The following is a 14,430-nucleotide window of genomic DNA, read 5'->3' on the forward strand; positions in this document are numbered from 1 at the left end:
TTGATGCCTGAAACTCTACCGGCGGGGATCGCTGTGGCGCCCCCCGCCAAACGGTCACGCAGACCCCGCGCCCTCAACGGGCGCGGAAGTCCCTGGGTGGTCGTATTGGCGGTCGGCGTGTCGCTGCTGTCACTTCTGCCGATCGCATTTGTCATCGGGGTGTCGTGGTACACCGGCTGGGCGACGATCGAAGCCATGATCTTTCGCCCACGGGTAGCAGAGCTGTTGATCAACACCGTGCTGCTGGTACTGATCACCCTGCCGATCTGCATTGTGCTCGGCATCACTCTGGCCTGGCTCACCGAACGTACCGACCTGCCGGGACGGCGATTGTGGTCAGTGCTGGCCGTCGCGCCGCTGGCGGTACCGGCGTTTGTACACAGCTATGCGTGGGTCAGTCTGGTTCCATCGATCAATGGACTGCCGGCTGGCGTGCTGGTGTCGGTGATCGCCTATTTCCCGTTCCTTTATCTGCCGATCGCGGCGACATTGCGTCGTCTCGACCCGGCGATAGAAGACGTTGCCGAATCACTCGGACTAAAACCGTGGGCCGTATTCTTCCGGGTGGTGCTGCCGCAATTGCGGCTGGCGATCTGTGGCGGGGCGCTGTTGGTGGGCTTGCACTTGCTTGCCGAGTACGGTCTGTACGCGATGATCCGCTTCGACACCTTCACCACGGCCATTTTCGATCAGTTCAAATCCACTTTTAACGGCCCGGCCGCCAACATGCTTGCCAGTGTTCTGGCGCTGTGTTGTCTGGCGATGCTGACCGTGGAATCCGCCGCTCGTGGCCATGCACGATATGCCCGGGTCGGTTCCGGCAGCGCCCGGGAACAGCGGACCGTGGGCCTGAAACGCAGCACCGCCACATTGGGCCTGTGCCTGCAAACCCTGACCTGCCTGCTGGCCCTCGGTGTCCCGATGCTCACGCTGGGCAGATGGCTGATCGCCGGGGGCGCTGAAGTCTGGCAGGGCGAAGAGTTGTTGCCGGCCTTGCTTCAAACCCTGTCATTCGGCGTGGCCGGTGCATTACTGACCAGCCTTGCGGCGATCCCGATTGCCTGGCTGTCGATCCGTGCGCCCGGCAAACTGCAACGTCTGCTCGAAGGCTGCAACTACATCACCAGCTCTCTGCCGGGGATTGTCGTGGCGCTGGCGCTGGTCACCGTGACGATCCACTTCGCCCGGCCGATCTATCAGACCACCATCACCGTGCTGCTGGCGTACCTGCTGATGTTCCTGCCGCGGGCGCTGGTCAGCCTGCGTGCCGGTTTCGCTCAGGCGCCCGTGGAGCTGGAAAACATCGCGCAAAGCCTCGGCCGCTCGCCGTTGCGCGCCTTGTGGCTGATCACCCTGCGCCTGGCTGCGCCCGGTGCGGCGGCGGGTGCAGCACTGGTGTTCCTGGCGATTACCAATGAACTGACCGCGACCCTGTTGCTCGCGCCCAACGGCACGCGCACCCTGGCCACCGGTTTCTGGGCCATGACCAGCGAGATCGACTACGCCGCCGCAGCGCCTTACGCGCTGCTGATGATCGTAATTTCGCTGCCGCTCACCGCCATCCTCTATCACCAATCCAGGCGCAGTGCCGGCCGATGAACGCTCTCGACATCATCAATCTCAGCAAATCCTTCGGCGCGCAAACGGCGCTGGATACCATCAATCTGTCGGTCCCGACCGGCAGCCGCACGGTGATCGTCGGCCCGTCAGGCTCGGGCAAGACCACGCTGTTGCGGATGATTGCCGGCTTCGAGTTTCCCGACGCCGGCAGCCTGTCGCTCAACGGCCAGACGCTGGTCGACAGCACCCACGCCGTGCCTGCCTACCAGCGCCAGATTGGCTATGTTCCGCAGGATGGCGCGCTGTTCCCGCACATGAGCGTGGCCGACAACATCGGCTTCGGGCTCGCCGTCACCGGCAGCGCCAGAACCGAGCGCATTCAGACGCTGATGGACAGCGTGGCCCTCAACGCCAGCATGGCCAGCCGCTGGCCCCATGAATTGTCAGGCGGCCAGCAGCAACGGGTCGCCCTCGCCCGTGCCCTGGCCCAGCAACCACGCTTGATGCTGCTGGACGAGCCCTTTTCCGCCCTCGACACCGGCCTGCGCGCCGACATGCGCAAAATGGTCGCCCGCCTGCTGGAGAGCGCCGGCGTGACCACAATCCTGGTCACCCACGATCAAAGCGAAGCGCTGTCATTTGCCGACCAGTTGGCCGTGATGCGTGACGGGCGACTGGTACAGTCGGGGCATCCGATGGACCTGTACCGCTACCCGGACGACGAGCAGACTGCAAGGTTTCTTGGGGAAGCGGTGGTCATGCCGGCGCGGATCGAGGCTGGCTGGGCCCACTGCGATCTGGGACGGGTGGCGGTGAACATCAACGGCTTTTCCGGTCCGGCGCAGATCATGCTGCGCCCCGAGCAGCTGCAATTGTCCGATCTCCCCGACGATCCGCAAGGCTGCAATGCCGTCGTCACCGACCGCGATTTCGGCGGCAATACCTGCACGTTGACGGTTGAACTGCTTGCCGGAGCCAGAGAAGCGTGCGGCCGTTCATTGCTGGTGCGCAGCTCCGGGATGCACGCGCCGCCGGCGGGCAGCGCGGTGCAGTTGTCGGTTCTCGGGGCCGCGCACGTCTTCGAGGTGCGGTGACGCTTCTCTACAGGTCGAAACGGTCCACGGCGCGGCGACGTTCATTGTCGTCGCGCACGTCGTAGTTGGCGGTGGTCTGGATATTGCTGTGGTGCGCCAGTTTCTGGGCAATCGACAGGTCATGCTCTTCAATGACCCGGGTGATGAAGGAACGCCGGAAATCGTGCGGCATGATCTTCACCCCGACCTGTGTGCCACGCTGGCGGGCAATGTAATAGATCGCGTGCTTGGTGATGCGCTCTCGGGTGATATGGCTGCCACGGCGAATGCGATTGAACAGAAACACATCGTCGCTCTCGCCTTCGTTGAGCTGTGAACGGCGAAATTCCAGCCAGGCGTTGAGCTTGGCAAAGGCCCAGGCCGGCGCGTACTTGATCAGTTGTTTGTTGCCCTTGGCGGTGACACAAAGACTGCGCTCGGCGAAATCCACCTGGCTCAGGTCCAGGTCCACCGATTCCGACTTGCGCATGCCGGTGCCGTACAGCAATGCAATCACGGCCGCATCACGCAGCCCCTGCGGACGCGGATCCGCCGCACAGACTTCCATCAACTCATGGATCAGCGTGCGCTTCAGATTGCGCCCCTGAGACAGCCGCGTACCGGCAATCCCCTTGACCGAGCGCATTTTCAACAGGTGATCCTGGCTGATCAGGCTCATGCGCCAGGCTTCGTTCATGACACCACGAATGGCGTTTACATAAAGTGAAGAGGTGTTGGGGGCATAGTTGTCTGCACGCAATGCCGCCACTAACGCCACAACATCCTCGGGTTGTAAGGCGTGCCATGCAATGTCCTCGACATTCATGTCTTCGAAGCCGAGACGATCGGCGGCATCTTGTAAAACGTACCGCATGGTGAGTTGGCTGGAAGGTGCCAAACGCGCCAGATACAAGGACAAAGGATTACTTGCGATGGATTCTGAAGGGGTAATGGGTAAGCTGCTCAAACGAAAGGCCTTGAGTAAAAACAGTCCAGCACAACAACTAACAACTGCAATGAACTTGATGTAAAGAAGAGTCTTTTAGTAGGACTTTTCAGATAAAACCGCGGAAATCTGAACAGCGGCTGTATGAATTTAAGATAAACGATTCGCCGACCGGTTTTTCATATTCCTTTCACAAAATCGGGAATAACCTTAGCTAGATAGGTCCTCAGTCGGTAACGCCCAACCTGCCGGGCATCGCCTGAAAAGTCAACCAACCTCCGACGTCATGCTTACCAAGCAACTCGTTGATGCAAAACCTGTTTTTGCGTCTACTCTGGGATTGGATCCGATGAACAGATGGATCTGTCCATTTTTTTTGCAATGAGGTGTCCATGAGTCAGGCGTTTCTCCCCTTCTCTCGCCCGAGTATCGGCGATGAAGAAATTGCGGCTGTCGAGCAGGTTCTGCGCTCGGGCTGGATCACCACCGGACCGAAAAACCAGGCACTTGAAGAACAGTTCGCGCAGTACGTGGGATGCAAGCACGCCGTTGCACTGTCGTCTGCCACCGGCGGCATGCACATCACCCTGCTGGCCCTGGGTATCGGCCCCGGCGATGAAGTCATCACGCCGTCGCAGACCTGGGTCTCCACCGCCAACATGATTTCCCTGCTGGGCGCCACGCCGGTGTTCGTCGATGTCGACCGCGACACCCTGATGACCGACGCCGCCCGCATCGAAGCCGCCATCACGCCACGCACCAAGGCCATCATTCCGGTGCACTACGCCGGTGCCGCCTTCGATCTGGATCCGCTCTATGCACTGGCGGACAAGCACGGCATCGCCGTGATCGAAGACGCCGCCCATGCTGCCGGGACCCGCTACAAGGGCCGCCATGTCGGTTCCCGGGGCACCGCGATCTTCTCGTTCCACGCGATCAAGAACATGACCTGCGCCGAAGGCGCGATGTTCGTCACCGACGACGAAGCCCTGGCCAACCGTGTGCGCATGCTCAAGTTCCACGGTCTGGGCGTCGATGCCTACGACCGCCTGACCGGTGGCCGCAAGCCGCAGGCCCAGGTCATGGAGCCGGGCTTCAAGTACAACCTGGCCGACATCAACGCCGCCATTGCCCTGGTGCAACTGGAGCGTCTGGACGCCATCAACGCCCGCCGCACCGAACTGGCCGGTCAATACCTGCGAAAGCTCGAAGGCCTGCCCGTACAGCCGCTGGCCGTGCCGCAGCAATACGCCCAGCAACACGCCTGGCACCTGTTTATCCTGCGCATCGACAGCGAGCGCTGCGGGATGGATCGCGAAGCCTTCATGAAGGGCCTGCAGGACCAAGGCATCGGCACCGGTATCCATTTCATCGCCACCCACCTGCACACCTGGTACCGCCAGCGTGACCCTGACCTGTACCTGCCCGACACCGAATGGAACTCGGCGCGGCTGTGCTCCATTCCGCTTTTCCCCGACATGACCGACCAGGATCTGGATCGTGTTGTCGGCGCCATCGCCACTCTTATGGACAAACGCTCGTGAGACCTTACCCGATTAAATGCGTATCGATCGTCATCCCGGTCTACAACGAACAGGACAGTTTGCCCGAGCTGCTTCGACGCACAGAGGCAGCCTGCGCCCAACTCAGACATGACTACGAAATCGTGCTGGTCGACGACGGCAGCCGCGACGAGTCGGCCAGCATGCTGGAAGAAGCCGCCGGTCGCGAAAACAGCCCGTTCGTGGCGGTCATCCTCAACCGCAACTATGGTCAGCACGCTGCGATCATGGCCGGTTTCGAGCAGTGCAAGGGCGACGTGGTCATTACCCTCGACGCTGACCTGCAGAACCCGCCGGAAGAAATTCCGCGCCTGGTGGCCGAAGCCGAAAAGGGTTACGACGTCGTCGGTACCGTGCGCGGCAACCGTCAGGATTCGGCCCTGCGCCGCTACCCGTCAAAGCTGATCAACCTCGCCGTGCAACGCTCCACGGGCGTGGCCATGAGCGACTACGGCTGCATGCTGCGCGCCTACCGCCGCACCATCATCGACGCGATGCTCGCCTGCCGCGAACGCAGCACGTTCATTCCGATCCTGGCCAACAGCTTCGCCCGCCACACCACCGAAATTGTCGTGGCCCACGCCGAGCGTGAACACGGTGATTCGAAATACAGCCCGATGCGCCTGATCAACCTGATGTTCGATCTGGTCACCTGCATGACCACCACGCCGCTGCGTCTGCTGAGCATCGTCGGCTTCGCGATGGCAGGTCTGGGTGCGCTGTTCGCCGTTGCGCTGATCGTCCTGCGCCTGGCATTCGGCGCGGTCTGGGCCGGTGACGGCACGTTCGTACTGTTTGCGGTGCTGTTCGTGTTCACCGGTGGCCAGTTCATCGGCATGGGTCTGCTGGGTGAATACCTGGGACGCATGTACAGCGACGTGCGCGCCCGCCCGCGCTTCTTCATTGAAAAGGTGTTGCGCAGCCAGCCGGCCTCCCCGGCGCCTGCGGTCACCGTTGACGGCCTTACTTCCAATTCCACTTCCGATCAGGTTCTCTCATGAGTGCAAAAACTGTTGTCTTCGCTTACCACGATATTGGCTGCGCCGGCATTGAAGCCCTGCTTAACAGCGGCTACGACATTGCAGCAGTGTTCACTCACGCCGACGATCCGAAAGAAAACGCCTTCTACGCCTCGGTTGCGCAACTGTGCGCCAGCAAAGGCATCCCGGTTCACGCGCCGGAAGACGCCAACCACCCGCTGTGGATCGAGCGCATCGCCAAGCTCGACCCTGATTACATTTTCTCGTTCTACTACCGCAACCTGCTGAGCGAGCAACTGCTGGCCCTGGCCAAAAAAGGCGCGTTCAACCTGCACGGCTCGCTGTTGCCACGCTACCGTGGCCGCGCACCGGCCAACTGGGTGCTGGTCAACGGCGAAACCGAAACCGGCGTCACCCTGCACCGCATGGTCAAGCGCGCCGATGCCGGCGCCATCGTTGCCCAGCAACGCGTTGCCATCGAGCGCAGCGATACCGGTCTGACCCTGCACGCCAAACTGCGCACTGCCGCCAGCGACCTGCTGCGTGACACTCTGCCGAACATGCTGCAAGGCAAGATCACCGAAACCCCGCAAGACGAATCCAAGGCCACCGTATTCGGCCGTCGTACGCCGGCTGACGGCAAGCTGGTCTGGGCCAGACCGGCCGAGCAGCTGTTCAACCTGGTTCGCGCCGTGACCCGTCCGTACCCGGGCGCCTTCTGCGCCGTGGGCGAGCACAAGCTGATCGTCTGGAGCGCCGAAGTCGTCAAGGGCAATGAAGGTCAGGCTCCGGGGCGCGTGATCAGCGTCGATCCACTGCGCATCGCCTGCGGTGAAGACTCGCTGGTGATCAATGCCGGTCAGCGCAACGACAACGGTCTGTACCTGAGCGGCCCGCAACTGGCCAACGAACTCGGTCTGGTAGACGGTTCGCTGCTGCGCGGTGCCGAGTCCGGCCGTGCACCACGCCGCACCCGCGTGCTGATCCTCGGTGTCAACGGCTTCATCGGTAACCACCTGTCCGAGCGCCTGCTGCGTGACGACCGCTACGAAGTCTATGGTCTGGACATCGGTTCCGACGCCATTGATCGTCTGCGCAGCCACCCGAACTTCCACTTCGTCGAAGGTGACATCAGCATTCACTCCGAGTGGATCGAGTACCACATCAAGAAGTGCGACGTGGTCCTGCCGCTGGTGGCCATCGCCACCCCGATCGAATACACCCGCAACCCGCTGCGCGTATTCGAGCTGGACTTCGAAGAAAACCTGAAACTGGTTCGCTACTGCGTCAAGTACAACAAACGCGTGATCTTCCCGTCGACCTCGGAAGTCTATGGCATGTGCCAGGACAAGAACTTCGACGAAGACAACTCGAACCTGATCGTCGGTCCGATCAACAAGCAGCGCTGGATCTACTCGGTGTCCAAGCAACTGCTGGACCGCGTGATCTGGGCTTACGGCGCCAAAGGCCTGAACTTCACCCTGTTCCGTCCGTTCAACTGGATGGGCCCGCGTCTGGACCGTCTGGATTCGGCCCGTATAGGCAGCTCCCGCGCCATCACCCAACTGATCCTGAACCTGGTGGAAGGCACCCCGATCCGCCTGTTCGACGGCGGCGAGCAGAAACGCTGCTTCACCGACATTGCCGACGGCGTCGAAGCCCTGGCACGCATCATCGACAACGACAACGATGTCTGCAACGGCCAGATCATCAACATCGGCAACCCGGAAAACGAAGCCAGCATCCGTCAGCTGGGCGAAGAACTGCTGCGTCAGTTCGAAGCTCACCCGCTGCGCAGCAACTTCCCTCCGTTCGCCGGTTTCCGCGACGTGGAAAGCAAGGCGTTCTACGGTGCCGGCTACCAGGACGTGGAACACCGCAAGCCAAGCATCGCCAACGCCAAGCGCCTGCTGAACTGGGAGCCAACCGTGGAAATGCGCGAGACCATCGGCAACACCCTGGACTTCTTCCTGCGTGAAGCCATGCTCGAAATCGCGGACAAGCGTTGATGCAGGCAGGTCTTCGTATCGATGTCGACACCTACCGAGGCACCCGTGAAGGGGTGCCCCGGTTGCTGGAAATCCTCGACGAAGCGCAGGTCAAGGCAACGTTTTTCTTCAGTGTCGGCCCGGACAACATGGGTCGACATCTGTGGCGCCTGATCCGCCCGCAATTCCTCTGGAAAATGCTGCGTTCCAACGCCGCCGGCCTGTATGGCTGGGACATCCTGCTGGCCGGGACCGCCTGGCCGGGCAAACCGATCGGTCGCGATCTCGGGCACCTGATGCGTCAGGCCCGGGACGCCGGCCATGAAGTCGGCCTGCACGCCTGGGATCACCACGGCTGGCAGGCCAATGCCGGGACCTGGAGCGACGCGCAACTGATCGAACAGATCCGTCGCGGCGTCGACACCCTGAGCGACATCATCGGCGAGAAGATCCAGTGCTCGGCCGCCGCCGGCTGGCGCGCGGACGAGCGCGTGATCGAAGCCAAAGAGACCTTCGGTTTTCGCTATAACAGCGATTGCCGCGGCAATCGGCTGTTTCGACCGCTGCTGGCCGATGGTTCAGCCGGCGCGCCGCAGATTCCGGTGGACATGCCGACGTTCGATGAGGTGGTCGGCCCGGCCGTGGCGGCGAAGGATTTCAACGCCTTCATTCTTGACCGGTTCCACCCGGACAACCTCAACAACTACACCATTCATGCCGAAGTAGAAGGGATTCTGATGGCCGAAGATTTTCGCCGTTTGCTGGCCGATGCACGCCAGCGAGAAATCAACTTCCAGCCCTTGGGTGACCTGTTGCCCGAGTTTCTCAACACATTGCCTGTCGGCCGTGTGCAACGTGGCGTCTTCGAAGGCCGTGAAGGCTGGCTGGGAGTGCAAGGGGCATGAGCAAACGCTGGGCATTGCCGCTGCTGATCGGACTGTTTCTGCTTGCCTACCTGCTGCCACTCGGCACCCATGGCCTGTGGATTCCCGACGAAACCCGTTACGCCCAGATCAGCCAGGACATGCTGCTGAGCGGCAACTGGGTGTCCCCGCATTTCATGGGCCTGCGTTATTTCGAGAAACCGATTGCCGGTTACTGGATGATCGCGCTGGGTCAGGAACTGTTCGGACAAAACCTGTTCGGCGTCCGCTTCGCCTCGGCCCTCAGCACCGGTTTGAGCGTGCTGTTGTGCTTCCTGGTCGCCCGTCGCCTGTGGAACGAACCGAGCAAGAGCTTCATCTGCGCCTTGCTCTACATGAGCTTCACGGTGGTTGCCGGTCAGGCGGGTTATGCCAACCTCGATCCGCAGTTCACCTTCTGGGTCAACCTGAGCCTTGTCGCCCTGTGGTTTGCCGTTGACAGCCGCAGTACCTGGCAACGTGTGATCAGTTGGGCGGTCCTGGGGCTGGCCTGCGGCATGGGGTTCATGACCAAGGGTTTTCTCGCCTGGCTGCTGCCGGTGTTGATCGCCCTGCCCTGGATGCTCTGGCAGAAGCGCTGGCGTGAACTGCTGATCTACGGTCCGGTGGCGGTTGCCGTGGCGATCGTCGTCAGCCTGCCGTGGGTCCTCGCGGTTCACGCGCAGGAACCGGACTACTGGCGGTTCTTCTTCTGGCACGAACACATCCGCCGCTTTGCCGGTGACGATGCCCAGCACGACGCACCGTGGTGGTTCTACCTTCCGCTGCTGGTCGCGTTCAGCCTGCCGTGGGTCGGCATGCTGCCGCCGGCCTTCAAGCAGGCCTGGCAGACCCGTGCCCAACCAGGCATTGCTTTCCTGCTGCTGTGGCTGGTGATGCCCCTGGCGTTTTTCAGCACCGCCAACGGCAAACTGCCGACCTACATCCTGCCGTGCCTGCTGCCGCTGGCGCTGTTGCTGGGTCATGCCCTGGCCGACCGTTTGCGTCTGGAACAGGGCCGGGCACTGAGCATTAACGGCTTGCTTAACCTGGTTCTGGGTGTCGTCACGCTGATCGCACTGGTTTACCTGCAACTGAAAAAACCGGTGTACGACCATGAGCTGCACAGCATGGTGCTGGTGTTCATTGCCCTGATCGGCTGGATCATCGCCAACCTGGCGCAAGCGTTTCTGCCGCTGCAGTGCTGGGCCGCTCCGGCGCTCGGCAGTCTGTTGCTGATCGGCGTCCTGCCGGCCGCGCTGCCAAAGTCGGTGGTAGCCAACAAGACTCCGGACCAGTTCATCCTGCATCACCTCGACGAACTGTCCGGCACGGCTCACCTGCTGAGCAACGATCTCGGTGCCGCTTCGGCACTGGCCTGGCGCCTGAAGCAACCCAAAGTGGCGTTGTACAACACCGTGGGCGAGCTGAAGTACGGCCTGAGCTATCCAGAAGGCGCGGAACAGCGGATCACCACCGATGAAGTCCAGCAGTGGGTACGCGATGCCCGCCGCACCGGCTCGGTCGGCGTGGTCATGCGAGTCAAGGGTGACGACGAGCTGCATGAAGTCGACCTGCTGCCCAAGGACGGCACCCGTTACGAGCAAGGCAACCTGGTGATCATCGTCCTGCCCAAGGATCCGTCATGAGTGGGTTGCTGTTGCTGACGGCATGTCTGCTGACGTGCCTGGGCCAGGTTGCACAGAAATATGCCGTAGAGAGCTGGCGCGGTGTCGACTCGTCCTGGGCCGGCAAACTGCGCTCGCCCTGGCTGTGGCTGGCCCTGTTCGCACTGGGCTCGGGCCTGCTGGTCTGGCTGTTGGTGTTGCAACGCCTTGAAGTGGGCATCGCTTACCCGATGCTCAGCCTCAACTTTGTGCTGATCACACTGATCGCGCGTTTCGTGTTTCGCGAACCGATCGATCGGCGGCACTGGATCGGCGTCGCACTGGTGATCGGCGGCGTGGCACTGCTGGGGCAGCAGTCATGAGTCAGAAACGCGGAATCGGCTTCGCGCTAGGCAGCGTACTGCTGGTCAGCGGCGCCCAACTGGGCATGCGCTGGAGCATGACGCGCCTGCCGCAGCCTGAACAATGGTTGTCCGCATTGACCACCGGCAACGTCGATCTGACGGCGCTGGCGGTGGTGTTCACGGCCATCGTCGCCTATGCGCTGTCGATGCTCTGCTGGCTCGCCGCCCTGCGTGATCTGCCGCTGGGCCGGGCCTATTCACTGCTGAGTATCAGTTATGCGCTGGTGTACCTGTTGGCGGCCAGTCTGCCGCTGTTCAACGAATCCTTCAGTTTCACCAAATCACTGGGCGTGGCACTGGTCATGCTCGGTGTCATCACTATCAACACTCGTCCGGCACAAGCGCCCGATTTGAGGAGTGCTCCATGAAAATCACAGTATTTGGAAGCGGTTACGTCGGCCTGGTGCAAGCCGCGGTTCTGGCAGAGGTCGGCCATGATGTCGTGTGCATGGATATCGATCAGAAGAAGGTCGAACTGCTCAGCCAGGGTCACGTCAGCATCTTCGAGCCGGGCCTGTCGAGCCTGGTCCGTGAAGGCCTGGATTCCGGTCGCCTGCACTTCACTTCCGATGAGAAAGCCGCCGTGCTTCACGGTCGCGTGGCGTTCATTGCCGTGGGCACTCCGTCCAGCGAGGATGGCTCGGCCGATTTGAAATACGTGCTGTCGGTAGGCGATGCCGTCGCCCGTCATCGCGAGCAACCGCTGATCCTGGTGGAAAAATCCACCGTACCGGTCGGCACCGGCGACACCCTGCGCGCACATATCCAGGCCGCGCTGGACAAGGCCGGTCGCGCGCTGCAGTTCGATATCGTCTCCAACCCGGAATTCCTCAAGGAAGGTTCGGCGGTCTCCGACTGCCGTCGCCCGGATCGCATCGTCATCGGCTGCGAAGGCGATGAAGTACGCGATGTGATGCGCGATCTGTACTCGCCGTTCAACCGCAACCATGACCGCATCATGTTCATGGACCTGCGCAGCGCCGAGCTGACCAAGTACGCCGCCAACTGCATGCTGGCGACCAAGATCAGTTTCATCAACCAGATCGCCGAACTGGCCGAGCACCTGGGCGCCGACATCGAATCGGTACGCCAGGGCATCGGCGCCGACACGCGCATCGGTTACCACTTCATCTATCCGGGCTGCGGCTACGGCGGCTCGTGCTTCCCCAAAGACATGCGCGCGCTGATCCACAGTGCCGAACAGGCCCATTGCTCCAGCGACCTGCTGCAAGCGGTCGAAGCGATCAACGAGCGTCAGAAGCACAAGCTGTTCGACCGCATCAACGCGTTCTACAAAGGCGATCTGCGCGGCAAGACCTTTGCCCTGTGGGGCCTGGCGTTCAAGCCGAACACCGACGACATGCGCGATGCGCCAAGCCGTGTGCTGCTCGACTCGCTGTTCGCCGCCGGCGCCAGCGTTCGTGCCTTCGACCCGGAAGCGATGCAGGAAACCCAGCATCTGTACCCGAATGAAGAGAAACTGATGCTGATGGGCACCCCGGAATCGGTGCTTGCCGGTTCCGACGCGCTGATCATCTGCACCGAATGGCAACAGTTCAAGGCACCGGATTTCGACCTGATCCAGCAACGCCTCAAGGATCCGGTGATCTTCGACGGCCGCAACCTGTACGACGCCGATCGCCTGTCGCGCAACGGCTTCAAGTACTTCCCGATCGGTCGCGGGGACTCGCGCAAATTGCCGATCCCGCTGCAACAATGGCCCAACACTGCGGCCGTCGCTTGATTACGTTGTCGCCTGCCATCCGCCGGCAGTCCCTGATCGCAGGGCTGCTGGCACTGTTGTTGTTTATCGCCGGGGTTTATGGACAGGCACCCATTGGCTTTGATTCACGCTTTGTACTGTTTGCCCAGGAAATGCTGCGACACGGGCCGACGGTATTTCCGACCACCTACGGCGAGCCTTACGCTGACTATTCGGCCGTCTCGACGCTGTTCATCTGGCTGTTGTCGCTGCCCTTCGGCGCGGTCAATACCCTGACCGCGTGGTTGCCCAGCGCCATCGCCGGCGGTGTGATCGTGACATTGATGTACCGCTTGCTGGCGGTGCATTCGCAACGCTGGGCATTGATCAGCATTGCGCTGTTGATGCTCACCAGCACTTTCGTCACGGAAGTCCGCGCAGTGTCGCAAGACCTGATGCTGGCCGCCGTTGCGTTGTCGGTGTTCTACCTGGGCTACGCACACGACCATTTCGGCTCCGGCCGGCGCTGGCCGCTGATTTTTGTCCTGTTGTTACTGGGTTTCGGCATCCGTGGGCCGATCGGGCTTGTGGTGCCAACCGGCATGCTCTGCAGTTATTACCTGCTCAACCGTCAGTGGACACGGCTGTTCGTGTTCGGTGTGCTGGCGTCGATCCTGCTCGCGGTGTGTGTCGGTCTGTTGTTGTGGCTGGCCAAGCTCAGCGGTGGCGAGGCTTTCCTGCAAGACGTGATCCGCATGCAGTTCATGGGGCGCATGGATGGCAGTGAAGGTGTCAGCGGTTCGCTGTATTACTTCACCAGTTCAATGGGCAACTACGCGCTGGCTTATCCGCTGGCCATTGTGGCGCTGGCGGCGGCGTGGTTGAGCAAACCGCATCAGCGCGGGCCGGCGTTGCGCCTGGTGCAGTACTGCGCAGCAGCCGGGTTGATCGTCATGGTCGGCCTGTCGATTCCACAGGCAAAGAAAGCGCGTTACCTGCTGCCGATGCTGCCGATGGCAGCGATCATCGCGGCGTACCCGTTCCAGGTGGTTCACGGACGGGTATTCGCCTGGTTGCGCGGGATCGTTCAGGGCGTGTGGATGCTGACACCACTGTTGCTGATCGTTGCCCTGCTGGTTGCACGACGCAAGTTCCCGGAGTTGTTGACCGGTGTCATGCCGGTGCTGATCGTGCTCGGCGTGCTGCAACTGCTGGCATTGTCCCGACTGTGGAAGGCGCGCTGGCGTGCCGAAGTGTTGGCCCTGAGCGCCGTCCTGGCGTTGTGGACGGTCTATGCAGCCGTGTTCGAGCCGGTGGAGCGCGCACTCTACGACACCCGCTCTTTCAGTCGTGCGGCGTTCGCACAGGTTCAACAGAACCCGGCGCCGCTGGTGCTGCACGGCATGGGCAAAGACGCCAAGGCGATCAAGTTCATGGTCAACGTCGAGCAGGACCTGCAACCGCAGTTCACCGAGACTGTTCAGCAACTGGAGGCACTGCAGGGGCCGGCCTGGCTGATCATGGACAGCAAGGATATGCAGTCACTGCAAGGCACGCCGCTGGCCAGCCTGCAACCGGTACTGAGCGGTCGCTTCGACAAGAACGATTACGTGTTGTTGTACCTGAAACCCTTGTAGACCCCGCTGAAGGCTGCGATCTTGCAGAGCTTCCCAAGATCGCAGCCA

At 61.7% G+C, this 14,430-nt stretch carries 11 protein-coding genes and 1 pseudogene; 11 read left to right on the forward strand and 1 reads right to left on the reverse strand.

The window, feature by feature from the left end; all coding sequences use genetic code 11:
• Nucleotides 1–3: 3 nt before the first annotated feature.
• Nucleotides 4–1,599, forward strand: coding sequence for an ABC transporter permease (locus ACSPX5_RS09795; RefSeq protein ID WP_169430474.1), 1,596 nt, complete (start codon nucleotides 4–6; stop codon nucleotides 1,597–1,599).
• Nucleotides 1,596–2,654, forward strand: a complete 1,059-nt coding sequence (locus ACSPX5_RS09800) for an ABC transporter ATP-binding protein (protein WP_207864115.1) — start codon at nucleotides 1,596–1,598, stop codon at nucleotides 2,652–2,654. The genes ACSPX5_RS09795 and ACSPX5_RS09800 overlap by 4 nt, the downstream gene beginning before the upstream one ends.
• Before the next feature lie 7 nt (nucleotides 2,655–2,661).
• Here ACSPX5_RS09800 and ACSPX5_RS09805 read toward each other — a convergent pair whose 3' ends face one another.
• Nucleotides 2,662–3,585, reverse strand: a complete 924-nt coding sequence (locus ACSPX5_RS09805; protein ID WP_347709513.1) for a site-specific integrase — start codon at nucleotides 3,583–3,585, stop codon at nucleotides 2,662–2,664.
• 386 nt (nucleotides 3,586–3,971) lie between these two features.
• Between ACSPX5_RS09805 and arnB the strand changes: the two genes are divergently transcribed.
• The 9 genes and pseudogenes from arnB to ACSPX5_RS09850 all read left to right on the forward strand — a co-directional run bounded on the left by arnB (nucleotide 3,972) and on the right by ACSPX5_RS09850 (nucleotide 14,382).
• The gene (gene arnB / locus ACSPX5_RS09810; RefSeq protein ID WP_169430477.1) at nucleotides 3,972–5,123 is read left to right on the forward strand and encodes a UDP-4-amino-4-deoxy-L-arabinose aminotransferase; all 1,152 of its coding nucleotides are present in this window, start codon (nucleotides 3,972–3,974) and stop codon (nucleotides 5,121–5,123) included.
• Entirely contained in the window at nucleotides 5,120–6,142 is a 1,023-nt protein-coding gene (gene arnC / locus ACSPX5_RS09815) for an undecaprenyl-phosphate 4-deoxy-4-formamido-L-arabinose transferase (RefSeq protein WP_169430478.1), read from the forward strand. The genes arnB and arnC overlap by 4 nt, the downstream gene beginning before the upstream one ends.
• The gene (gene arnA, locus ACSPX5_RS09820; RefSeq protein WP_169430479.1) at nucleotides 6,139–8,130 is read left to right on the forward strand and encodes a bifunctional UDP-4-amino-4-deoxy-L-arabinose formyltransferase/UDP-glucuronic acid oxidase ArnA; all 1,992 of its coding nucleotides are present in this window, start codon (nucleotides 6,139–6,141) and stop codon (nucleotides 8,128–8,130) included. Before arnC ends, arnA begins: the two co-directional genes overlap by 4 nt.
• Nucleotides 8,130–9,014 (forward strand): 4-deoxy-4-formamido-L-arabinose-phosphoundecaprenol deformylase, encoded by an 885-nt coding sequence (gene arnD, locus ACSPX5_RS09825; RefSeq protein ID WP_439821585.1) that lies wholly within the window; start codon nucleotides 8,130–8,132, stop codon nucleotides 9,012–9,014. The genes arnA and arnD overlap by 1 nt, the downstream gene beginning before the upstream one ends.
• Nucleotides 9,011–10,660, forward strand: coding sequence for a lipid IV(A) 4-amino-4-deoxy-L-arabinosyltransferase (gene arnT, locus ACSPX5_RS09830; RefSeq protein WP_207864108.1), 1,650 nt, complete (start codon nucleotides 9,011–9,013; stop codon nucleotides 10,658–10,660). The genes arnD and arnT overlap by 4 nt, the downstream gene beginning before the upstream one ends.
• A complete protein-coding gene (gene arnE / locus ACSPX5_RS09835; protein ID WP_169430482.1) occupies nucleotides 10,657–11,001 on the forward strand; it encodes a 4-amino-4-deoxy-L-arabinose-phosphoundecaprenol flippase subunit ArnE in 345 nt (114 codons plus the stop codon). Before arnT ends, arnE begins: the two co-directional genes overlap by 4 nt.
• The gene (arnF, locus tag ACSPX5_RS09840; protein WP_169430483.1) at nucleotides 10,998–11,411 is read left to right on the forward strand and encodes a 4-amino-4-deoxy-L-arabinose-phosphoundecaprenol flippase subunit ArnF; all 414 of its coding nucleotides are present in this window, start codon (nucleotides 10,998–11,000) and stop codon (nucleotides 11,409–11,411) included. The genes arnE and arnF overlap by 4 nt, the downstream gene beginning before the upstream one ends.
• Nucleotides 11,408–12,789, forward strand: a pseudogene (locus tag ACSPX5_RS09845) (UDP-glucose dehydrogenase family protein); the annotation flags it as partial. The gene arnF and the pseudogene ACSPX5_RS09845, both read left to right, overlap by 4 nt.
• Nucleotides 12,784–14,382 carry an ArnT family glycosyltransferase gene (locus tag ACSPX5_RS09850; protein WP_439822022.1) on the forward strand — a complete coding sequence of 533 codons (1,599 nt, stop codon included), beginning with the start codon at nucleotides 12,784–12,786 and terminating at the stop codon, nucleotides 14,380–14,382. The pseudogene ACSPX5_RS09845 and the gene ACSPX5_RS09850, both read left to right, overlap by 6 nt.
• The last annotated feature ends 48 nt before the right edge of the window (nucleotides 14,383–14,430 follow it).

This window comes from Pseudomonas sp. HLG18 (assembly GCF_051903985.1).
Taxonomy (GTDB): domain Bacteria; phylum Pseudomonadota; class Gammaproteobacteria; order Pseudomonadales; family Pseudomonadaceae; genus Aquipseudomonas; species Aquipseudomonas fluorescens_BT.